Annotated in this window: 13 protein-coding genes, 1 pseudogene and 1 riboswitch; of the genes and pseudogenes, 3 read left to right on the top strand and 11 right to left on the bottom strand. The window is 32.5% G+C overall.

Annotation, left to right across the window (positions count from 1 at the left end):
- From OCU55_RS23315 to OCU55_RS23285, 6 genes are all read right to left on the bottom strand, one after another.
- The coding region (locus OCU55_RS23315; protein WP_261854661.1) for a DNRLRE domain-containing protein at window positions 1-8,138 on the bottom strand (8,138 nt) is incomplete at its 3' end.
- 91 nt (window positions 8,139-8,229) lie between these two features.
- A riboswitch (cyclic di-GMP riboswitch) is annotated at window positions 8,230-8,317 on the bottom strand.
- 652 nt (window positions 8,318-8,969) lie between these two features.
- Window positions 8,970-9,356 (bottom strand): hypothetical protein, encoded by a 387-nt coding sequence (locus OCU55_RS23310; protein WP_261854660.1) that lies wholly within the window; start codon window positions 9,354-9,356, stop codon window positions 8,970-8,972.
- Between the two features lie 12 nt (window positions 9,357-9,368).
- Window positions 9,369-12,527 (bottom strand): RHS repeat-associated core domain-containing protein, encoded by a 3,159-nt coding sequence (locus tag OCU55_RS23990; RefSeq protein WP_486598821.1) that lies wholly within the window; start codon window positions 12,525-12,527, stop codon window positions 9,369-9,371.
- 120 nt (window positions 12,528-12,647) lie between these two features.
- Window positions 12,648-14,555: an ABC-F family ATP-binding cassette domain-containing protein gene (locus OCU55_RS23295; RefSeq protein ID WP_261854659.1), complete on the bottom strand. Its 1,908-nt coding sequence runs from the start codon at window positions 14,553-14,555 to the stop codon at window positions 12,648-12,650.
- A 469-nt stretch (window positions 14,556-15,024) separates the two neighbouring features.
- Window positions 15,025-15,492: a DMT family transporter gene (locus OCU55_RS23290; RefSeq protein ID WP_261854658.1), complete on the bottom strand. Its 468-nt coding sequence runs from the start codon at window positions 15,490-15,492 to the stop codon at window positions 15,025-15,027.
- A 13-nt stretch (window positions 15,493-15,505) separates the two neighbouring features.
- Window positions 15,506-15,931: a DMT family transporter gene (locus tag OCU55_RS23285; RefSeq protein ID WP_261854657.1), complete on the bottom strand. Its 426-nt coding sequence runs from the start codon at window positions 15,929-15,931 to the stop codon at window positions 15,506-15,508.
- Between the two features lie 338 nt (window positions 15,932-16,269).
- Between OCU55_RS23285 and OCU55_RS23280 the strand changes: the two genes are divergently transcribed.
- The 3 genes from OCU55_RS23280 to OCU55_RS23270 all read left to right on the top strand — a co-directional run bounded on the left by OCU55_RS23280 (window position 16,270) and on the right by OCU55_RS23270 (window position 19,123).
- Window positions 16,270-16,875 carry a cyclic nucleotide-binding domain-containing protein gene (locus OCU55_RS23280; protein WP_261854656.1) on the top strand — a complete coding sequence of 202 codons (606 nt, stop codon included), beginning with the start codon at window positions 16,270-16,272 and terminating at the stop codon, window positions 16,873-16,875.
- 132 nt (window positions 16,876-17,007) lie between these two features.
- Window positions 17,008-17,874 (top strand): LysR family transcriptional regulator, encoded by an 867-nt coding sequence (locus OCU55_RS23275; protein WP_261854655.1) that lies wholly within the window; start codon window positions 17,008-17,010, stop codon window positions 17,872-17,874.
- 310 nt (window positions 17,875-18,184) lie between these two features.
- Window positions 18,185-19,123: an AEC family transporter gene (locus tag OCU55_RS23270; protein WP_261854654.1), complete on the top strand. Its 939-nt coding sequence runs from the start codon at window positions 18,185-18,187 to the stop codon at window positions 19,121-19,123.
- A gap of 350 nt (window positions 19,124-19,473) precedes the next feature.
- Here the strand turns inward: OCU55_RS23270 and deoD are convergent, their stop codons facing one another.
- From deoD to OCU55_RS23245, 5 genes and pseudogenes are all read right to left on the bottom strand, one after another.
- A complete protein-coding gene (gene deoD / locus OCU55_RS23265) occupies window positions 19,474-20,181 on the bottom strand; it encodes a purine-nucleoside phosphorylase (RefSeq protein WP_261854653.1) in 708 nt (235 codons plus the stop codon).
- Window positions 20,182-20,377: 196 nt separating this feature from the next.
- The gene (locus OCU55_RS23260; protein ID WP_261854652.1) at window positions 20,378-21,586 is read right to left on the bottom strand and encodes an MFS transporter; all 1,209 of its coding nucleotides are present in this window, start codon (window positions 21,584-21,586) and stop codon (window positions 20,378-20,380) included.
- A 303-nt stretch (window positions 21,587-21,889) separates the two neighbouring features.
- A complete protein-coding gene (locus OCU55_RS23255; RefSeq protein ID WP_261854651.1) occupies window positions 21,890-23,194 on the bottom strand; it encodes a pyrimidine-nucleoside phosphorylase in 1,305 nt (434 codons plus the stop codon).
- A gap of 97 nt (window positions 23,195-23,291) precedes the next feature.
- Window positions 23,292-24,308 carry a LacI family DNA-binding transcriptional regulator gene (locus OCU55_RS23250; RefSeq protein WP_261854650.1) on the bottom strand — a complete coding sequence of 339 codons (1,017 nt, stop codon included), beginning with the start codon at window positions 24,306-24,308 and terminating at the stop codon, window positions 23,292-23,294.
- Between the two features lie 202 nt (window positions 24,309-24,510).
- Window positions 24,511-24,747, bottom strand: a pseudogene (locus OCU55_RS23245) (ABC transporter permease); the annotation flags it as partial.

The following is a 24,747-nucleotide window of genomic DNA, read 5'->3' as shown; positions in this document are numbered from 1 at the left end:
TCACTATCTGGTGATAGTTTATCTATTGATATTCTGTCTAATCCATAAGTATATGCATTAGTATAGTTACCATCTACATCTGAAGTCATCAATACTTCTGGATTTTCTAGAGACACATCGTTTATATAATTTATTATCTCATAATTTTCTGGTGTGTCTAGTGGATCTTGGCTTCCTGGATTCTTTGGATGGTCTGCTCTCTTGTACCAACCTAAGTGCTTACCATTGTTTCCTTTGTTATTGCCTTTTCCATTATTACCATTATCCTTACCATTTCCATTGCTTGAGCCATTATCATTTTTTCCGTTGTTACTGCTATTATTGCTATTATTATTTCCTTTACCATCTAGCTTTTCATTATCTTTATCAACCTTTGCTCCGAAGAAGATTCCTCCTAAAGCTTGTTGTTTTTCGCTAGAACCTCCGAATAACCACTTGAAGAAACCAACTATGCTGTCCACTGCTTTTTTAGCCAAACTTACTATATAGTTAACAGCACTCTTTATACTTTCTCCAACCTTTGTGAAGAAGGATTTATCAGTTTTAGCTTCTTCTTTAGCTTTAGAAGATTTGCTATCTTCCTTAGCACTATCAGCCTTTGCAACATCATTTGCTTTCTTTTCTTCAGCACTAGTACTACTGCTAGTTGAATTAGCTACTGCCACCTCTTGATGAGGATTGTCTCCTTTTTCATAACCGTAGTGATTTCCGTTATTAGGGTTTTGTGGATATCCTACATTAGAATTATTACCTGAAGCACTTCCATTATTATCTTTGCTTCCATCCTTTGGTGGATTAGCACCAGAGTTTGATTCACTATTAGAAATATTGTCTCCTGAAGCTGAACCATCACCAGAGGAATCATCACTTCCACTATCTCCATCTTTAACTGGTTGAGGTTTGAAGTATACACCATAGGTTGAGAATAGTCTGTTACCGTCACTATCGTATCCAAAGGTAAGTACTTCTCCCTTTGGATTAGTAAGCTGAACTAGTCTATCTTCTAAGTCATACTCATAGTACTCTATTTTTTGACCAGGACGAATCTTTTTAAGTCTGTTTCCATTCTTGTCATACTCATATTTAATATTTGTATCTCCAGTCTTTTCACTGACTAACTCGTCTCCTGCATTATAAGTATAAGTAGTAGTCTCAGTATCAGCCTCATCATCATCTTTTACTTGTACTGCTATACGGTTCCCTGCTTTATCATAGCTATAATCATATTTGGTGGTTTCAACTTTTCCATCCTCTTCATGACTTTCCTCAGTAAAGGATATGATTTCATTTGAACCATCATAGCCATAAGTTCTTACATAACTTTCATCTTCATGTACAGCTTTTTCATTTATGATGTTGCCATTCTTATCATACTGATATTCAAAGCTGGATATAATTACTCCATCCTTATTTTTGTTTTCAAGCTTTGTGATTCTATCTGATGCGTCATAAGTGTAGATTACCTTAGTTCCATTTGGAAGCAACGCTTCTTTTCTTCTTCCAGCACTATCATAGCTATAATAGGTCTTTTCACCATTCCAGTTTTCTGCATAGGTTAATCTATCTAATACATCATAGTTGTATTTTACATACTTTCCGTCTGGATAGATTACCTTAGATTTTCTTCCTAAGTTGTCAAATTCATAGGTTACTTCTTCTCCTGATGCAAAACCAACTAGGGTAAGTCTTCCCATCTTATCATAGCTATAGTCTGTTTCACCTTCTGAACCTATCATCTTAGTACGGTTTCCACTTATGTCGTATTCATAGCTTACATCTTGGCCTTCTACCTTGTCACCCTCAGCATCTCTATACTCTTTTGATACAAGCCTGTTAAGCTTATCATAATCGTAGTTTGTCTTTGTTCCATCAGGCTTTGTATGGCTTGATAAAGTACCTACTGGATTGTAAGTAAAGTTTTCTTTTTCTCCAAGGGGATTAGCTACAGATGTAAGTCTTCCAACCTTATCATAGCTATATTTTGTCTCATTTCCATTACCATTTACCATTGAAACAAGATTACTTGACTTATCGTAACTATATTTAGTTTCGCTGCCTCTTGGATCTGCTACCTTTACTAATCTGTTTAATTCATCATAAGAATAAGATGTTTTATTGTTATTTCCATCTGTTACTGAAGCTAGATTTTGATTCTTATCATAATCATACTTAGTAATTCCTCCTACTGGATTAGCTGTTTCTGAAAGCAAGTTTAGAGCATTGTATTTATAAGTAGTTTTGCTTCCAATTGGGTTAGTAACCGAATCTACCAAGTTGTTTTTATTATAAGTATAAGTAGTGGTTTCTCCTAAAGGATTTGTTTCGCTTTCAAGATTGCTTGCAGCATCATAAGTATACTTGTAATCTCTATTTCCTGGTTGAGTTACTTTCGTAACATTTCCTAGGGAATCATACTCTACCTTTGTAACATTACCTTCAGGATCTGTGGTTTTATTAACTCTATCTAAAGCGTCATATTCATATAAGCTCATATTGCCATTTGGCTCTTTTACAGAGTTTAAATTTCCTGCAGTATTGTATGCATAAGAAGTTACATTTCCAACAGTATTTTTTTCTGTTAAAAGCCTATGCATCTTATCATAAGTGTAAGTTGTAGTGCTTCCTTCTGAGTCTGCTTCCATTGATAAATTGCTAAATTCATCATAACTAAAATTCTTTGAATATCCTTCTGGATCAGTAATTGAAGTTATTCTTCTAACCTTATCATAGGAATAGCTGTACTTTTCACCCATAGGATTAACTTGAGTAATAAGTCTATCATTTAAGTCATATTGGAACTCTGTTATCCCACCTAAAGGGTCTATTTTCTTTGTTTGCAGCCCATGCTTATTATATTCATAGCTTGTCTTATTTCCTTTAGCATCAATTTGAGCTGTCATATTGTTTAAGCTATCATATTGGTACTGAGTATCAAAGCCTAAAGCGTCTACCTTCATTTCTAATCTATTTAAGGCATCATACTTGTACTGAGTGACATTGTTCATAGGGTCTTGGACTTTTATTAAACTTCCTCTAGCATCATAAGTTAAGGCTGTAGTGTTTCCTTTTTCATCTATAAAGCTAGTTAGTTTGTTTAACGCGTCGTATTGATATTTTTTAGAAGCTCCCTTTGCATTTATCACTTCAGTTAGGTTTTGATTTTTGTCATATGCATAGGAAGTCGTATAGTTTAGTGGATCTATAGCTTTAATAAGGTTTCCTACAGCATCATATTGATACTGATATTTTTTATTTTCAGGCTCTACTTTTCCTGTTACTCTGTTTAATCCATCATAGGTAATAGTAGTGATCTTGCCTTCTGCATCAGTAACCTTTACTACTCTATCTCTTTTATCATACACGTAGGTAGTTGTATTGCCATCTGTTCCAACCTTGGCAGTTATATTGCCAGCTAAATCATAGCTGTACTTTATTGTTCTACCAATTACATCCTTCTGCTCTATAAGCCTTCCCTTATCATCATAAACATTTGAAAGCTTGTTTCCTGCAGTATCCTCTTGGCTTATTACTCTATTCATGATGTCGTAAGTATAGTTTTTCTTAACCCCTGCAGCATCAGTTTCAGAAGTTAATCTATTGCTTTCATCATATGACATAGCTACTGTATCACCATTTGGATATACTATACTAGTTAAGTTACCGTTTTTGTCGTACTTCATCTGAACAACTTCGCCTAAGGCATCAGTTATCTTCGTTTGGAGCTTATTGCCATTATACTCATAATTAGTTTCCTTACCTAGCGGGTCTATCATCTTAGCAACATTGCCTGCCTTATCATAAACATACTGGGTAATATTTTTAAGGGGATCCTCAATAGAGGTTAATCTGTTTAATCCATCGTAATTATATATTTGTTTACCACCATTTGGTGAAATCTCTGCCTTTAAATTACCACTTAAATCATACTCATAGGATTTTGTACTTCCAAGCGGATCTGTCACAGCCTTTAAATTACCTGTATCAGTGTAGCTATAATTTGTAATTTTCCCTTCTTCATCAGTTAATGAAGTTAATTGGTTCCTCCCGTCATAGGTGTAGCTTACTATATAACCTAAAGGGTCCTTTGTATTAATTAGATTTCCATTATCGTCATAGTTATAGTAGTACTCTCTATCTAAGCTATCCTTCATGTAGGAAATCCTACCTAAGTTATCATAAGTAGTATCTGTCACTACTCCATTTGTATCTGTAAACTGTATTAATCTATATAGATTATCATACTTATACTTCTTAGCATTACCATCAGGCAGTGTTAATTCTAATAGATTACCTTCATCATCGTACTTATTTACTAAAGTCTGTCCTTTTGGTCCTACAGTTTTCTCTACCTTGTTTACAGCATAATTATAGGTATAGGCAGATTTGTTGCCATTTGGATCCGTTACAGAGAGGATATTTCCTAAAGCATCTCTTTCGTAAGTTGTCTCTCCATCCTCACCGTCTATAACTTTTATTAATCTGTTCAACTTATCATATTGATAGCTTTTCGTATATCCTGCCGGATTTTTTTCTTCTATATTATTACCATTGGCATCATAAGCATAGGTAGTTATATTGCCAAAAGGATCTATAGATTTAATTACTCTATTTAGGTTATCATATTCAAACTTTGATACATTTTTGTTACCATCAGTTACAGAATCCTTGTTATCATTAGCGTCATAAGTATAGGCTACAATTCCTCCGTCTGGTAAAATGGTGCTTAATTCATTGCCTTTACCATCATAAGATATTCTAGTTATCTTACCTAGTGGATCTTCTACAGATATAACCTTACCCATAGCATTATAATAATACTTATATACATTTCCCTTTGCATCAGTAGCTTTTGATACATTGGCTCCATCATATTCGTATTTATAAGTCTTACCTGTTGGGTCCTTTACTGTAGCTACTTGGTTATTGCTATTATAAGTATATTCATAAGTAGACTGGTCCGCCGCAGTAACCTTTAGTAGGTTTCCATTGCCGTCATAGGTCATTGTAGTAGTATTTCCTTCAAAGTCAGTAATTGATATAGGATTATCCTTACTGTCATACTCAAAGGTCTTAACTTTCCCATCAAATCTATGTTCCTTAAGTTTGTTTCCTCTGTCATCATACTCATAAGTAGTAGTATGTCCTAAAGCATCTGTAGAGGACTTTACGTTATTATTGTTATCATAGCTTAAGGTTTCTACAGTTCCGTCTGGCTTTACGGTTTTAGTTATTCTGTACTGTGAATCATAATAGTATTGTGTTTTATTACCGTTAGCATCTATTGTTTCACTGTATCCATCGTAGTAACTTATATATATTTTCTTACCTTGAGTATCTTCTTGAACAGTAACACGATTTTGATCATCGTAAGTGTTAACCACAGATTTATTTCCCTTAGCATCAGTGAAGGATACCATTCTTCCCTTCTCATCATACTGGTACTTAGTTTCATGTCCGTTAGCATCTATATAAGAAACTAAATTTCCATTTCCATCATAGCTATACTTTAAAACACTTTGATTTGGCAGTGTTATTGCACTTATCCTACCTTCATCACTTAAAGTTATTCCAAAAACCTTTCCTGAAGGTGAAGTTATGCTGGTTAGCTTGTAGTCTTCATTATAGGTTAACTTTGTAGTATTACCTTTTTCATCAATTTGAGAATCTAGAAGCCCCATCTTGTTAAATAGGTATGTTGTTATACCATCAGTTATTTGATAACCTATATTTTTCCTACTATCATCATTTACTAAAGAAAGCTTTAGGTTTTCTCCTACAGGTCCACTATAGCTTCCATCACTGCCTTTTCTATAGTAAATAGTGCTTCCGTCACCTTGACTGAATATTATAGTTCCATCTACTAGTGCTGATAAAGACTTGTTAAAGTTAAAGTCCCACTTCACTCCAAAATATCCGTCATGGGTTTCTTCCATTGCATTATAGGTTCTTTTTATGGAGAAATCTCCATTAAAATCAGTTGCACTAGCATCATCAGCTTCATATAAGAAGTTACCAGTAAGCAAGTTTATTGGCTCGAAACCATAAATACAATGCTTCTTTCTTCCCATAAGTGCACTATCTATCTCTTTTTTTCTCGCATCCGTTAAAGATGGAGGTGTATATGGCTTACCTGCATTTTTCTTAGGATTTCTTATGAAAAGAGTGTTTCCTTCCACAAGCAGTGTATCTCCAACTCTGTTATCACTCATTATCACAGAATTAGGAACACCATAAAAGCTTGCTATGTAAGGTATAGTGTCCTTAGCTTGAACTTGATAAATCTGAAAATAATCACTATAGCCTGTATCACTAGTTTGTCCATCTAAGGTTGCAGTAGCTTTAATCCTGTAAAGCTGATTAAGCTTTGGTGTCAGTATTTTATCCGCCTGCCAGTTACTATCCTTTCCCTTATAAACATAAGCTTTAGGGAAAAGACTGGAGTACATAGCACCATCAGGATATTTGTAGATATAGCTAGCCTCTGCACTACCTTTAAAGTCCGGATTTTCAACATCTAACTCGTAGTTTACTGTAGAGGTTGGCTTTACTAATCCATCTATAGAGATTCCATCAACTTTAAGACTTCCTTCACTATCGTGTTCAGTAATTGGTCTTAAGTTTATATTTGGAGCACCAAAAGGCATGTTAGTATCTACACCATCTACAAATTCGTAGAATATTTTAATGGATGGTCTCTGAGTTGTATATTGATTTTTATCTGTTGAAAAAGCTTCACATTGTTGAGTTTCATTTAGATATTGCAAAAGTATTCCGTTGTTTGCTTTTCCATTTACCCAATCACTTACTATTTGCTTAATATCAAAATCAACAGCATGTGCATTAGGCGTTACCATTGCAGAAGAATAAAAGGTTTTATTCTTAGGTTGGTTATTCCAAGTTAATCTAGTTATATCATAGCTATCATCAACGCTATATAAGCCAACTTCTCTGTCATTATTTCCAAAGGAAGTAGATTGAAACATCTCAAGAGTTGCTGAGGTAATTGTAGCTTCTTTAGGAACCTTAGCATTAACATCAAACTTAAGATAAGTCCTAGTTTTCTGAAACCCATTTGTTATACTTGAATTGTTCCCTGATTTCACACCATCATCCATTCCAACATAGCTATAGCCGTTATTCAACGTGTTGGTATTAGGTGCATTTTCTTCAGCACAGGTTACATTGATTTCAGAATTAACAAAACCAGTATCAGGATCAATTTTCACTGGATAAGCTCTCTCTGGTGCTTTAAGCCAGTTTTCATCTACTGTCACAGTTATAATATCTTTGCCAAACAATTTCTTTTCTAGCTTTATGGTTAAGTTATTATTAGTTTTTCCAGAGGCATCAGTCATTACAGGAGCACTTAGTATAATAGTAGGCTGTTGTTTACCTGCTTCATATCCTCTTATTGAATTGAATTCTTCTTTAAGCGTTAATCCCTTGGTGCTAACTGCATATTTAAATGTAGATTTGTCAACATAGCGATTAAGGATAATATCTTCCTTAACACTATCTGAATTTGCAGTGTATTGATAATCTACACCATCAAAAACATCATTATATAAAACTGAGTTTTCTGCAGCTGCACTTCTAGAAAAATCTCCTTCTGTAGGAAACAATGTGATAGAGAATTTTCCTTTTTGTATTGCTACACCTTTATCCTTAGTAATTTCAGTTGGAAGATTTACCTTATAGTCATTGGCTTTATTCTCATAATATCCGCCACTACTATTTAGGTTTAGAGTATTATCAACCTCTTGGTAGTTTCCCTTCTCATCTTTAAAGTTCACCTTGTCAAAGAAGATTTGTTGTACTTCTGTTTTTTTATCCAGCTTATAAGTCTTACTATTAGCTGTTCTTTTACTTAATACTTCCTTATCCTTAGTATAAGTTTCTTCTTTCTTTGGTTTAGTTACACTTGGTTTTCTAAGAGCCTTCGTAGATTTGTTGCCAGTCTGACTTACAGAACTTACTTTTTCAGTTTCTTTATTGATGTCTTTCCCGTAATATTCTCCCTTTTGCGGCTGCTTTGCTAAGTTTTCAGCGGCATATACGAGTACATCATTTGAAGAAAAAAGTAAATTAGAGAAAATCAAAAAGATACATATGGCCCTTATTAGAACGTTTCTTTTCATCCTACACCCCCTAATAAGTCCATAGATATGAGCATATTGAATTTTAGACATGTGAATAGATTTCATAGAATATATAAATGAAATATACCACTTAGGTAACCCGGCTGCCTTAGCATTTAAAATGCCTTAGGCCCGTAGCTTTGCGTCTTTATCTTTCAATAAATTTGCCTTTATCTATGGTTTTTTAATAAGATACATCCACTTATGGAATAATGCTTTTAGTAATTGTAATACTCTTCCCTTATAATTATTAATTTACATATAATCCATAATTTAATAATCGTAGTTATTAATAATTTATTAATAGTTAGTTTATAAATAGAATAAATGGAATTCCAGTAACTTGCTTCTAAATCTTTAATTACTTGATATAGTATACTTATCCCTTTCAATTTGTTTACATAAAGAAAGAGCCAACATTTCTTCATTAGAAACATTGACTTTCATAATTATAATAATAGATATTTATTAACCTAATTGAGTTTATAACACTTTTAGACTTTTCTTTAATTCTGTATCTACTTCTATTTTTAAATTCTTTACTTATTAAAATAGAATCCACTACACATCATCAGCTCTTCCTTAGGGCAGAGTCTGTCTTATTATTTTTTAGTGGTAGAGTTGAGTATCTTCAACATCTAACACTATTTTATCACTATAAAAATCAATGAACTAGCTTACTTATTTTTCAGCTAGTTCATCTAGTCTTTCTTTCACTGCATTATTTAGATTATACAGTAACTTTTCTTATATTATTTATTAATTTTCATATGTTTATGAATAGTTATTATTTATGAAGTTAGATAATATTTAATTTTGTAGTCACCTATATTATTCATCAAACTCAATATTAAATCTCTCTACCTTTAATTTAATATATTTACTGTCATAACAACCATAATCATATAAATCTTCTCCATCTAAATAAATATCTATTGCCGATTCAATTTTACTATTATCTATATTTAGCTTTCCTGTAATGTAATATGCAAAAGTTTGATTTATACATTGCATTTCTTTTAAACTTTCTTCAACTACCTTAATATCTAAATCATTAAATATTTCTACTTCAATGTCTGCATAATATTGATTTCCTATTTCTATCTCACTTTCACTTCCGTATGGCATAAAACATCTAATCTGTTGTCCATCAATATTCACTATGACTTCTTCCTCGATTAGACTATTAAAACTTTCAACAGTAACTAAATATTTCAAATAATCTCCTCCTTACTTTACTGGATTAATTGTCTTATCAGTATTTGAACCATTTAATAATTTCCATAAGGTCTTTCCACTCTCAGTATGATACGTTGTTATATCTCCTCTATTATTGGTTCCAACGAATTCAAATTTTGCTTCGCCTTTTCTGTTATTCCCCATGAACCTCATATAACCAGTTCTTTGCTCTGGAACCTTCATACCCCACTTATCTGTAACCTTGTAATCATACTCTACCTTATATCCATTATTCATTACATCCTTTGCTCCTTGTAAATATTCATCTGCGTTACTATATATTCCTCCAAACTCACTACCATGTTTATCAAAATGTCCTTCTAATAAATTTCTTGACCCAAAGCTTGCCTTGTTCTTGGTCACCCACTCAACATTTTCAGAACCATAGGTTTGCTTAAAATATTCATTCCATTCTGAACCACTTAGTAATTGTCTTTCAGCATTACCCGCCCCCTGGTATGATAAGCTTGTAACATCATTTTCAACATTAGGTATTCCCTTTAAGAAGCTACCTTTATTATCTCCAGCAACAGCCTGTGGAATCACCTCATTCTTAACTTCAGAATTATTAGCTTGCGATTTCATAGCAGCTCTTCCTGCTGCTGCTAATCCTCCATAACCTGCTATTCCATATCCACTTATTCCTGTGAGTACTGCTCCTGTAAGATCATATTCCACATTTGACATTCCAAGCTTAGTTACAGCGAAGTCTCTTATAGGGTTGATATGTGCAGTGGAATCAAGCATTTCTCCTGCACCGTAGGCGATGCTGCCTACTCCTGCGGCTATAATTCCTGCTCCTACAAGTTGAAGTCCTGGAACAGCCATTAGTCCAACTCCTGTTACAGTTGCTAGTGCTCCAACTCCTACAGATATTCCACCAAATACTAACTGCGGCACGTTTATATTCTTCACAAAATTAGCTACTTCTCCAGCCTTAACCGCTATTCCTGTCTTTACTTCTTCTACCTTTTGTTTCACATAGTTCGTTACCACTGGTTTTACAACCTTATTATATACCGTTTTTGCAGTATTGTATGTTTTTCTTATATTATTTACTGTCTGTTTTCCCCAGTTGTATACAGTATCTTTTACATAATTAAATCCACTAGATATGGTAGATGGAAGGTTAATTACAGTATTATAAATATTACTTGCAGTTTCTTTTACATAACTCCAAGCACTACTAGCTGCACTCTTTACGCCACTTACAAAGTTATCTATAAAGCTTGGCCAATGTCCATTTTGATCATCATAGATCATTGGGTTGTTATTTACATAAGTATATAGATTTAAGCTTAGTGGATCATTTGCATTTCCTCTATAGGTATCTTCCTGCATGAATCTTGCTGATTCCGGGTCATACATTCTATTTAGTAGATAGTATTTTCCGATTTCCTCATCATACTGATAGCCTGCATACCTATATGGGTTGCTGAAGGTTGATGTATTTTCTTGTACATTTCTAAAGGCATCATAATAGTAGCTTCCTATTATTCCTCCTTTTCCATCTAATAAGTTTGTAACATCTCCATGTCCGTTGTACATGTAGTACGCTGTTGTAGTTCCTGATTTTCTGCTTATTAGATTGTTTCCATATACATTTCTTGCTTTTTCTGTTCCAGTAGCTCCATCTACTTCAAGTACTACTTGATTTCCTTCATATAGAAGGTTTGTCTTTTGAGCTCCTTGTTCCTTACTTACTCTTAGACCTTCACCATTGTAAGTATTTTTTAAGATTGTTCCTGCATCATTTTTTGCTTCTGTTAACTGATTAAAGTTGTCATAGCTATATTGTACTATTTTTTCATTAAACTGTGTATTGTCTGCTGCTATTGAGCTGCTTATTAATGTAGTTACAGTCTTAGCTACAACCTTATCTTTTATCTCTGAGTTTACTATATCGTAAGTCTTTTCTGGACTGTTATAAATATCTGCTACTCTTGCACTTACTGCTTGTGGTACTACGAAGTTTGCAAGTCCTGCTACTTCTTTTGTAACATTTCCATTGTTGTCATAGAAATACTTCTTGTAACCTAATACTGTAGTGTCCTGCATTTTAGTAGTTTGAGTCAAGCGGTTTTGTTCATCATAGCTATAAGTTGTTATGTTAGTAACATTATTCTGAACTACTGTCTCAGTTTGTCTGTTACCACTTAAATCATAAGTATAGCTTGTATTTTTTCCACCTGGTTCTTTAACTACTGTAACTCTATTTAAAGCATCATACTCGTAATTAGTTTGTCCCTTTTTATCTGTCTTAGAAGAAATATTTCCTGCTGTATCATAAGTGTAGCTAAAGCTTTCTATTACAGTTCCGTTATTATTTTTATTAACAAGAGTTTTTAAAGTATTATTCTTGTTATATTGATAATCTTCTCTTGATCCATCTGGATATACTGTACTCTTCTTAGCCCCGTTGTCATAATACTCATAAGCTGTAGTACTAGTTCCATCGATAACTTTCACTAATCTATCAGATTTATCGTATACCTTCTTAACTGCATTTGCTTTTGGATCATTTGAAACTTCGGCATAAAAACCTAAGTTCACTCCGTCTTTAACATCATAAAGGTATGTGCTCTTACCTATGTTTGGAACAGTTTTAGTTATAACTCTGTTTAGAGCATCATATTCTCTTAAGGTAACACCAGTAGAATCAGTCATCTTAGTCTGGTTACCGTTCTTGTCATACTCAAAGGATATTGTAGCTGTTGGAGTTATCTCAGAAGTTTCTCTACCGAAAATATCATAGCTATACTGAGTAACTACACCATTTTGATCCTTGTGAGTCCTAACATTGCCATTTTCATAATAAGTAAATTCTTGAACCTTAGTTGCATCATAAGTTATTGTTGTTCCACTTATAGTTTTACCCTTAGGTGCTACTATTCTTGAAACCTTGTTACCAGCATTATATTCATAGATTGTCTTATTGCCCTTTGCATCTGTCTGCTCTAACATATTTCCATTGTTATCATAAGTGTAGGTAGTAGATTCACTCTTTGCATTTAATACAGCCTTTAATCTGTTAAGTTCATCATAGCTGTAAACAGTCTTGTTCCCTTTTGCATCTGTTCTAGTATCTACATTTCCTACATTATCATAGGTTTGACTTGACTTATTATTTTCTGCATCTGTTTTGGATATAAGTCTATTGTCTTTGTCATATTCAAAGCTTGTAACATTGCCTAAAGCATCAGTTTGTAAGAACTTAAAAGACTAGCAACAATGTGTACCTAAAATCACATTATTGCTAGTCTTTATATATTATTTACCTTCATTTATCTTCTCAGCAAGATCATTTAGATAAACCCATCTATCCATCTTCTCTTCTAGAAGCTTTTCTGTTTCTTCTTTTTCTGCTATAAGTTCTTGCAGAAGAGAATAGTTTGTGCTGGCTGCATTTATCTTACTTTCCAGTTCACTTATCTTTTCTTCTATTCCTGCTATAACCTCGTCTATTTCGTCATACTCTCTTTGTTCTTTAAAGGAGAATTTTAATGCTCTTTCTTTTTTCTTACCTTGATTACTATCCACAGCTTCTGCTTTTTTATCAACAGTTTTCTTATTCTTTTCTTCTGAACTGTTGATATCTTTTTGTCTATTATCTTCTTTATAGTCAGTGTAGTTACCTGTGTACTGAACCACCTTTCCATTACCTTCAAATGAGAATATCTTAGTTGCCATCCTATCTAAGAAGTATCTATCATGGGATACTGATATAACTGCTCCTGGGAATTCATCTAAGTAGTCCTCAAGTATTGTAAGAGTTTCTATATCAAGGTCATTGGTAGGCTCATCTAATATAAGAACATTTGGAGCTTCCATTAAAACTCTAAGTAGATATAGTCTTCTCTTTTCTCCACCTGACAGTTTTGATATTGGAGTCCATTGATCTGCTGGCGGGAACTTAAATCTTTCAAGCATTTGAGATGCACTTAACTTATATCCCTCTTCATTGGATATGAATTCTGCACCTTCTCTTATATAATCAATAACTCTTAAAGAATCATCCATATGATAAGTTTCTTGAGAGAATGCTCCTATCTTAACTGTTTCACCAACTTCCACATCACCACTATCTGGTTTAAGCTTTCCACTTATTATATTTATCAAAGTGGATTTACCCATTCCGTTAGGGCCTATTATCCCTACTCTATCATCTCTAAGTAATATATAACTAAAGTCATCAATAAGTTTTCTATCACCAAAAGACTTGCTTATGTTATTTACTTCTATTACTTTCTTTCCAAGACGAGTACTTGCTACAGAGATTTCAACCTTAGAATTATCTATATCTAATTTCTGCTCGCTTAGTTCTTCAAATCTATCTATTCTGGCCTTCTGCTTTGTACTTCTAGCCTTAGCACCCCTTCTTATCCAAGCCAATTCTTTTCTCAAAAGATTTTGTCTCTTCTTTTCACTGGCAAATTCCATCTCTTCACGTTCTACTTTTTTCTCTAAGAATTCGCTGTAGTTTCCTTTATAAGTATAAAGGTTGCCCTTATCAAGTTCTATTATTTCATTGACAACTCTGTCTAGGAAATATCTATCATGAGTTATCATAAGAAGTGCACCTTTTCTTTTATTAAGGTACTGTTCAAGCCAATCTATAGTATCGTTATCTAGATGGTTTGTAGGCTCATCTAATATTAATAAATCACAAGGACTTATAAGAACGGCAGCTAAAGCTATCCTCTTTCTTTGTCCTCCAGAAAGATTACCTACCTTTGCGTTAAAGTCTAAAACTCCAAGCTTATTTAGGATGGCCTTTGCGTCACTCTCTATACTCCAAGCATTCATGCTATCCATTTGGCTCGTAAGTTTCATTATCTCCTCACCGGTAGCAGTATGACTTTCCATCGCTTTTTCATACTGTCTTATAAGCTTCATTAAAGGAGTATCCCCTCTAAATACTTGCTCTAGTACCGTTGACTCTGGATTAAAATCTGGACTTTGAGAAAGGTATTCCATTCTTACTGAGTTGCCCTTCACTACCTTTCCTTCATCAGGAACTTCTACTCCCGATACTACCTTTAGAAAAGTAGTTTTACCAGTACCATTTACACCAATGATACCAATCTTATCTCCTTCATTTATTCCAAAGCTTATATTATTAAAAAGTTTCTTTTCACTATAACTTTTTGATACGTTCTCTATGGTTAAAAGATTCATCTATTAATTCCTTTCTTTGTGAATGATCTTATTATATGGAGTTCCTAGCTCAATTATCTATTTATACATAGGAACTCTTTAGAAGCTTCCCCTTAAACTTTTAATGCAAAATTATTAAGAGTTACTATCTGTTTATCTATAATACGTCAAGCAGTTCACACTATCTCTGATTATATCTTATGTGTATCTGCTTTTCAAATGGAATTACCTTGCAAGGCGCATAAATACTATATATTCATATAATTTTATAATTATATGATTAAATAAATATATAAATATTTAAATATATAAATAGTTGTATAGTTAAATATTTATATGGTTTTATTGCAATCTATAAGAAAATAACTGATGTTGACTCGTGCAATATACTTTGCACTGTTTAGGTTTAATAAAAATAAAAAGCGAACCTGTTAAAGTTCGCCTATGATAAACTTCATATTATAAATACTTACTTCAATAGTTAATAAAATTATACCTCTACCTCTTTACTACTAGCTACATTCTTATCCACATTAAAGTTATATACTATTCCTAAAATTATAAATAAAGCTCCAATAAACTTACCCATTGAAAACTTATGAAAGCTAAAATAATCTATAACCATTCCCATCACAATTTGTCCAACAAAAATAAGTACCATAGAGTAAATAGCTGGGATCTTAGGAATAACCTTATTAGATAAAACTATTACTACGACTCCTAATAATCCTCCAAGGTAAGCATATATAGGTATACTATTTATATTTATTTCTGTCATCGGTGCTGCTGTTCCAGTAGATCTTATTATTATATATAACAGCAAGGAAAAGGAAAGACCTGTTATATAATTTATAAGAGTTCCCTTAAGTCCACCTATCTTTTCTGCTAGCTTCCCATTTATTATCATTGAGAGGGTAACAAAGGCTCCCCCTAAAACTGTCAACAAAATATTTAACATCTGAAATCCCTCCCTAATATAAAGCCATCACTACTATCCCAAGAATTATAAAAGCAAATCCTAGTAGCTTCTTTTTTTCAAAGCTATACTTTTTCATTCCAAGAAGACCGAAATGATCTATAACCGTAGCAGCAGTAAGCTGACCAACCATTCCTAAAGATATTGAAAGTGATGCTCCAACTTTAGAAAAGGTCAGATTATTTATCAGAACCACCATTACCCCAATTAATCCTGCACTTAGCAGATATAACGGTACCTTATGAAGGTCCATAGAAAACTTTTCTTTCTTAACTACCATAACAATTATTACACTTATAAGTCCTACTAAATGAATTACTACTAAAGAAAGATTATTTCCAACCCTCGCTTGAAGTTCACTATTAAAACTAATCATTATAGTTATGATAAAACCTATAACAACAGTAAATAACTTATACATATTTTTATTTGTCCCCCTAAATTATTTTTCTGATATCCGATATTAGGCTCATTAAAGCATCGGATGAATAACCACTTAATTTCAACATAGTTTATATTTAATCTAAACTTATCGGTTATCCATAACTTAAGATATCAAAATAAAAGAGTTTATCATATGACATATGTCACTTTTCTATTTTTTTATTTATGGTTATTGTCTATAATATAGATAGGTACTTTTATTTACACACCATGGAGGTGTTCTATATAATTAAAATTAATAACAGGTCAACTATCGAAGCTTTTAAGGATCTTCATAATATAGATTCATATTTTAGCAGTGACATGACCACACATATGGAAATACACATCTTTGAAAAAGGTGAACTTGTATATAGATCAAATGAGGAAATTGAATATTTCTATTTCCTAGTTAAAGGCAAATGCAAGGTTTATACCTTACTTCAAAATGGTAAGTCACTTCTTTTAAGGTTCTATAATCCTTTAATGGTCATGGGAGATTTAGAATTTATAAGTGAAAGCACTGCTAATTGCAATGTGGAAGCGGTACACAGTTGTACCTTTATAGGAATTTCACTAGATGTGATAAGGAAGTACGCTAAAGATGATGCCATATTTTTAAGGCATATATGTAAAAGTCTTTCTGAAAAACTTGCTACTTCTGCAGTATCTAATTCTATAAATCTTCTTTATCCTTTAGAGAATAGACTTGCAAGTTATATGCTTGCCATATCTAGTGAAGAAGATCTTTCAACTAGTCTAAAAGGGATTGTAGCTGAGCGTTTTACTGAAATTGCTGAGCTTTTAGGCACAAGCTACAGGCACTTGCTTAGGATAATAAATAAATTATGTGATCAGAAAATTATAGCTAGAAATGGCAACTCACTAGTAATATTAGATTATGAAAGATTAGAAAATTTAGCCGGAGACTTATATCAATAGCTTTAAAGAATATAAGGTTAAGCTACACATAACAAGCTCTACCCATAAGCTGCAAGAACTTATATTAATTTACTTATTGATAAAATTAAAATAAATAAACGTTAACCTCAAATTAGAAAGGAATACATATACATGGATTTTAAGCAACTTACTTATTTCATGGAAATTGTTAAACAAGGCAATATAACTAAAGCCTCCAAAAAGCTTCACATCGCTCAACCTCATCTAAGTCAACAGCTAAAAATGCTTGAAGATGAGCTTGGTGTTAAATTGATAGAGCGAAGTACTAGAAAATTTCAAATAACTAGCGCTGGACAAATACTTCAAAACCGCTGCGAGCAGATGATTGAGCTAATGGATACTACCCTTAAAGAAATAAAAGATATAAAGGATGGTGTTAACGGAACTTTATCTATTGGAACAATTTCCTCTGAAGGAGATACTCTGTTACTTAATAAGATAATGAGTTTTTACGACAAATACCCAGGTATAACCTTTGATATAAGAGAAGGAAATACTAAGGAAATATTAAAGCTTCTTACTGATGGTTTCATAGAGATAGGAATAATACGTACTCCAGTAAATTCAGAAGGCTTTGAATCAATATATTTAGAAAGTGCTCCAATGGTTGCTGCAACTAAAGGCAATATATATTGGGACGAAAAAACAAAGCAGATTCCAATAACTGAACTTGCCAACAAGCCACTGCTTGTAAATAGAAGGTTTGAGAAAAATATAGTTGAAGCTTGCTATAATGCTGGTTTTGACCCTAATATTTTCTGTAAGATAGAAGATACCAGATCACTTTTAACCTGGGCTAATAAAGGCATGGGCGTAGCTATTTTACCTAAGGATTGGGTAGGTTTGCTTAAAAACTCTAATTTAGTATTTAAAGATATAGACGAACCATCTCTAATTACAAAGACTGGTATCATATGGATGAAAGATAAATATCTATCAGCTCCAGCAAAACGCTTTTTAGAGATATTTGAGATTTAAGAAGTATTGTTTTTTAATATTATACTACAAATTAAGGTGTCACTCTGCAAATACCATATGAGTAAGCAGTTAGAATTAAATGATTCTCTGCAAAGCTCATCAAAGTATTAGATAGAGAGGCACCTTATTTTCAGCTCAGCAATCGTATACAAATACAAAAAAAGCTCATTTTACTTAATGATTGTTTAAATTTATACCTATTTATGTATAAATATGATAATTATTAAGTATTTTTATTATCTATTTCATTCTGTTATAATAACCCAAGAAGATATATTTTCAAAAAACATATAATTTTCGGGGGCTAATTATGATTTTTTTAAATGCGTTACAAAGCATTCTAAGTATAGTAATAATGATAATTATAGGATATTTATTAACTTCAAAGGGCTGGCTAAATGATGAAGCTTCAAAAATCTTCTCTAAGCTAGTATGCAATATAGCTTTGCCCTGCCTTATGCTTGTTGATCTTATGAATAATTTTAGTAAAGATAAATTGATCCATTTAGGGAGTGGACTTATCATTCCATTCGTCTCTATGGCAGCTGGATACTTTATAGCAATTCTAGTTTCTAAGACATTAAAAATAGATGATAAAAGCGCCGGTACTTTCCGTTCTATGTTTTTTGTTTCTAGTTCGATTTTTGTAGGACTGCCTGTAAATCTAGCTCTTTTCGGAGAATCAAGTGTTCCTTATGTATTACTTTACTATATAGCAAATACTACATTCTTTTGGACTTTAGGCGTTTATGATATAAGTAAGGATGGAACAAGAGGTAAATGTAGTAAGATATTTTCTAGTGCAACCTTAAAAAGATTAATTTCTCCACCACTTATGGGCTTTATATTTGCCCTAGTTCTAATAATGTTAAATATTACTCCTCCAAGGTTTGTAATGGATACTTGCAAATATGTAGGTGGACTTACCACTCCATTATCCATGCTCTTTATAGGAATTACTATGCATTCTGTAGATTTCAAAGAAGTAAAAATAAATAAAGATATGATTGCATTATTTATAGGAAGATTTTTAGTATCTCCATTACTTGTATTTCTACTATGCTTATACTTCCCTATACCTCCACTTATGAAAAACGTATTTATAATTCAAGCTGCAATGCCAGTTATGACAAACACCGCAATAGTTGCAAAAAGCTTTGGAGCTAATCATAAATATGCTAGTCTTATGACTGTTACAACCACTTTATTGAGCATACTCTTTATACCTTTTTATATGATTTTATTGTAATTTAACTAGAATTTTTTCACGTATCAGTTTCTTAAAGTATCTGTGCAGAAGAGTTGGTAATGAGATAAGTTTTTTAGAATTGTGTTCACCTTCATTTTATATTTACTTAAATTACATTGAATTTAATATTATGGTGAAATTAAGACGTCACTACGTAGATACTATATGAGCAAGCTATTAGAATTAAATGATTTTCGAAGATGTAATAGCGTTAATAAACTGTATTGTCTGAACGTAGTGAGTTATACAGTTTTAGCTATGTAATCGGAGAAAATCATATTAATTCTTTGCGAAGCTCATTAAAGTATCGGAAGTAGTGACGTCTTAATTTCAAAGCAACTTATCTTATTCTATAGTGAATGTACTGTATCAAGTGCTACTTCAATCATATTTGTGAAAGTTGTTTGTCTTTCCTCTGCTGAAGTTATTTCATCATATATAAAATGATCACTTACTGTTAGTAATGCTAATGCATCAACACCATGCTTTGCAGCTAAGGTATAAAGTGCAGCAGCTTCCATCTCTACTCCTAAACAGCCGAACTTAGCCCATATCTTCCACTCTTCAGTAGTATCTCCATAGAAAGTATCTGAACTAAATACATTACCAACCTTAGGATCAAAGCCTTTTTCCACCGCAAAGTCATAAGCCTTTCTTAATAACTTAAAGCTAGCTGTTGGAGCAAAATCTCTTCCATTAAATCTAATTTTGTTTATATTTGAATCTGTTGATGCAGCCATAGCTATTATAAGATCTCTTACTTTTACAGATTCTTGATATCCACCACAAGTACCTACTCTTATAAGATTCTTAACCCCATAGCTTTGTATAAGTTCACTTACATAAATTGATATTGATGGTATACCCATTCCTGTACCTTGAACTGAAACTCTCTTTCCTTTATAAGTTCCTGTATATCCATACATTCCTCTTACTTCGTTATAGCAGATAACGTCTTCAAGAAAATTTTCAGCAATAAATTTTGCTCTTAGCGGATCTCCTGGCAATAATATACTTTCAGCTATTTGTCCTTCTTTCGCATTTATATGAATGCTCATCTTCATACCTCCATTGAAGTACTTTATAAGTACTTATATTTATATTAATTTTATTTTTGTCTTTGTAAATTTTATAGTTTTATAGAGAAACTTTTAAAATAGTATTATTTCAAATAATTTATAACTAACTCTCTCAACAAAAATTATAGCTCAAATTGGAATAATATTCTATATAGTGTATCTATGATACTACTATTTAATTCTTCTCACTCCAAAACTTCTTATTTGGATTTTGCATTATTATTACTATCACTGATATTATTACTACTAAAACAGCCATCATCATATATAGATTATTAAATATCTTTATATAGTTATATCCTAAAGCTTTATATTTATCTATATAATTTCCCCAGAAGAAGGATAAAGCAAATCCACCTGCAAATCTTACTGCAGTATAAAAAGATATCTTTTCTGAAGCATTTGTCACTACAGTCTTTGAAAGATATATATTTAAAGTTGAAAAACCTATTCCAACTATAAAACATATTGCTGATAAAGCTAGTATTGATAATGGTAATGAAATATGCTGTGATAATATAATTGAACAAACTACAAAAACTCCAATTAGAGTATTTCTTATAGACTTAAATGAAAAGTATCTAAGCAGCAACATTGGAGACATTGCCCCTGTAGCTATTAGTATCTGCTCAATTGATATAACTAATCCAGTAGAATTTGAAGCATTAAAGGACTCCATATAATAAGATAAATAGACCTGAGAAGCTGCAAAAGTTATTTGTGTCATGAATATCATGAAAAGCAAGCTTATATAATCAAGTTTGTTTTCTTTTACATTCAAAAGCTCATTACTTGACTGGTGGTTTTCCTCAATTCTTATTTCACTTATTGAAGAAAATACAAATATCCAAGTTAAAGCACCAATAACTATAGGAATAAGCAAGAAAGTCTTAGGTGAATTTAGGAATTGTCCAGCTACAACCGCAGCAACTAACCCTCCAATAGCTGATCCTATCTCCACTAAACTTGAACCTAACTTCCCATCTTTTTCTTCCTTCATAACTATTTTATTCATAGAAAGTAATATAGGAAAAAAAGATGCTTCAGCTAATGCCTCTATTAGTCTTCCACCACAAAACATAAAGTAACTTACAGTATTCAAAGCTATTATTTCTACCGAAATACCTATTATCCAAACCACTATGAATAAAAGTAGTGACTTTTTTGCTCCTACCTTACTCATTACCTTTCCTGCCACAGCAGGAAATAATATCATACTAAGATACCCTATATTAGGTAGCCAGGCAATACTTGATACACTTACACCAAAAATATTTTGGAGACTTTGGAACATAGGAAGAAACATTACCACTCCAAAAACAACTAAAAATGCTACAAAAAAATCTATTATAAAAAAGTTTCTTTTATTATTTAAAACCATCATTTTCTCCTCATTTATAGACACATTACTTACAATCGAATTTATATTTTCAAGTTTTCTTTATCTCTAGTGATCCTAATAGAATCATCGAAAATAGCTTTTACATAAGTTCAGTATATCTTTCATTAAATAGTCTAGTTCTGATAATCAATTATACGGCATGAGGAAGCGCTTACACATCCCCTTATAAAAAGTCACTGAAGCGACCTTCTTCAGTGAGCTTTTTTTCACATCTGCCTTTGCCAATGTATATTTGGAAACTTTGGCAGACGTATAAGTTTTATTTTTTAATCTTCATATCTAAGCTTATCTTATTACATCATATATAAGAGGAATATTGTCTTCATATGTCTCTGATATCTTGTAATTGCTTAATATTCCGGCAGCAGCCTTTTCTATTTTAGCTTCATCATCTGCATGTATATAAGCTAAAACATCTCCTTTAGCTACTTTATCGCCTCTTTTTTTATTCAGAACTATACCTACAGCTAAGTCTATGCTATCTTCTTTAGTAGCTCTTCCTGCCCCTAGTTCCATAGCCACAAGACCTATATTTTCTGAGTTTATCTTTGATACATAACCTTCTATATCGCTCTTTACTTCATAAACAAACTTAGCTTTTGCAAGCAATTCTGGGTTTGTAACTTGTTCTGCATTTCCACCTTGCGCTGCAACAAACTCCTTAAGTTTTTGAGTAGCTGAGCCATCTTCTATAGTCTTTAAAAGCATAGCTTTAGCTTCTTCAACATTTTGAGCTTTACCAGCTAATACAACCATATTGCTTCCTAAAGCTAGACATAGTTCTAGTAAGTCCTTAGGTCCTTTGCCACTTAAAGTATCTAAAGCTTCTTTTACTTCAAGAGCATTTCCTATAGCAAGACCTAATGGTTGATCCATGTCAGAAATAACAGCTACAGTATTTCTTCCAACATTTTTACCTATGCTAACCATTGCTTCTGCAAGTTTTTTTGCATCCTCATAAGATTTCATGAATGCACCGTCTCCAACCTTAACGTCTAGAACGATAGCATCTGCACCTGCTGCAATTTTCTTACTCATTATACTTGAAGATATCAATGATATATTATCAACAGTACCTGTAACATCTCTAAGTGCATATAATTTTTTATCAGCTGGAGCTAAATCAGCAGTTTGACCCATTATAGCAATCTTCTTAGTATTTACATTTTCTATAAATTGTTCTTCTGTTATTTCTACTGAAAATCCATCAAAAGATTCTAATTTGTCTATTGTACCACCAGTATGTCCAAGCCCTCTACCAGACATTTTAGCTACTGGAATACCTAATGCAGCTACCATAGGAGTAAGTACTAAAGTAGTTGTATCTCCTACACCACCAGTACTATGCTTATCTACCTTAACTCCATCTATTTTTGATAAATCGAGTATATCTCCTGAATGGACCATAGCCATTGTAAGGTCTGAAGTTTCTCTCATATTCATCTTTTGAAAATATATAGCCATCAAAAGTGATGAAACTTGATAGTCTGGAATTGTTCCTTTTGTATATCCATCAACAAAATAATTTATTTCCTCAGTTGAAAGCTCTTCGCCATTTCTTTTCTTTATTATCAAATCATACATTCTCATATAAAAATTCTCCCTTATCAAAAAATCACTATTTTCTATTTAAGTAATTATTTTTAGCTATCAAGCTTTATAAGGTTATATACATAGAACTTGATAACTAGACTTTCTTTTCTGATCCCTTTAATATAACTGTTGGAGATATGGTTAATCTCTTCTTCTCCGCTACATCTTTATTATCTATTACTTCTTTAAGCATGTACATAGCTGACTTTCCAAGTTCTTCTGGACAATCTTCCATATACGTTATATTTATTCCAACCATATCTAAGAATTCAAGCTTATCAAATCCTACTATAGCTAGATCATTTGGTATCTTTTTATTCTCATCAAAAGTTGCTTTCACTGCTCCCATAGTCATCATATTGCTGCATACAACTAAAGCTGTAGGACCATCTTCCATATTCAATACATTTTTAGTTATGTCATATCCCGTGCTAAGCTTAAAGTCACCTTTAAAAATATAATCTTCTCTAATTGGGATATTGTTCATGGCCAATGCTTTTTTATAACCCATAAGTCTATCCATTGCAGGTTCTGAGCTTAAAAGTCCTGTTATTATGCCTACTTTTTTATGACCTTCTTTTATAAGGAGATTTGTAGCATCAAACCCACCTTTTATATTATCAACAAAAACACCATTAAAACTTGTATACTTAACATCTGCTACAACAAATATTATTGGTATATTTAAGTTCTCTAGGGTGTTAACATAATTACTATTAAATTCATTTTCACCGAACATTGGAGACATAATTACACCTTTCAATCTATGCTCCTTTATTACAGTTAATGCCTTAAGTTCTTTTTCAAGATTGTCATCAGTGTTAAAAAGTACGATATTTAGATCTGAGGCTTCGGCCACTTCACTAATACCTTTTATAAGTTCTCCAAAGTAAGAGTTTGTTATATCTGGTACTATCACTCCAATAGTATTGGTCTCATTTTTAGACAAACTTCTTGCTATTGCACTAGGAGTATAGTTCATCTCTTTTATTGTTTCTAATACCTTAGTTCTTGTTTCTTCCTTAACGTATCCTGAGTTATTTAAAACCCTCGAAACTGTTGCTAGAGAAACTCCTGATTTTTTTGCAATATCACTAATTGTAGTGCCCATATATTATCCCCCTCACTTTTAACTGAAAAGACTGCATGGTTATTATACTACAAAGCGACAGCATTTTATATGAATTTATGCAGTTTATTAAGCAAATTTTACAAAAAAACGTATATTTATAAGTTTGGTCAAGGATGCTTAAAGATAATTGGTTTAAGCATCCTTAACTTTTATAACTTTACTTAAATTGTTTTACTGTTAATTATCTTTGTCCCTTTTCATAAGGTACACCATCAGCTGCTGGAGCTTGTGTCTTACCTACAAATCCTGCTAATGCTATCATTGTAATTACATAAGGGAATACTGAGTATATTTCTGTTGGAAGATTAAGTCCAAGTAGCTGTGATTTTAACTGGAATGCATCTGCAAAACTAAATAGTAAACATGCAAGTAGCGTTCCTTTTGGTTTCCAGTTACCGAATATAACAGCTGCTAGAGC

Origin of the sequence: Clostridium folliculivorans (assembly GCF_024341905.1) — a bacterium.
Lineage (GTDB): Bacteria > Bacillota > Clostridia > Clostridiales > Clostridiaceae > Clostridium_AR > Clostridium_AR folliculivorans.
The sequence above is the reverse complement of the archived record's forward strand: the minus strand, read 5'-3'. Positions and strand labels throughout refer to the sequence as shown.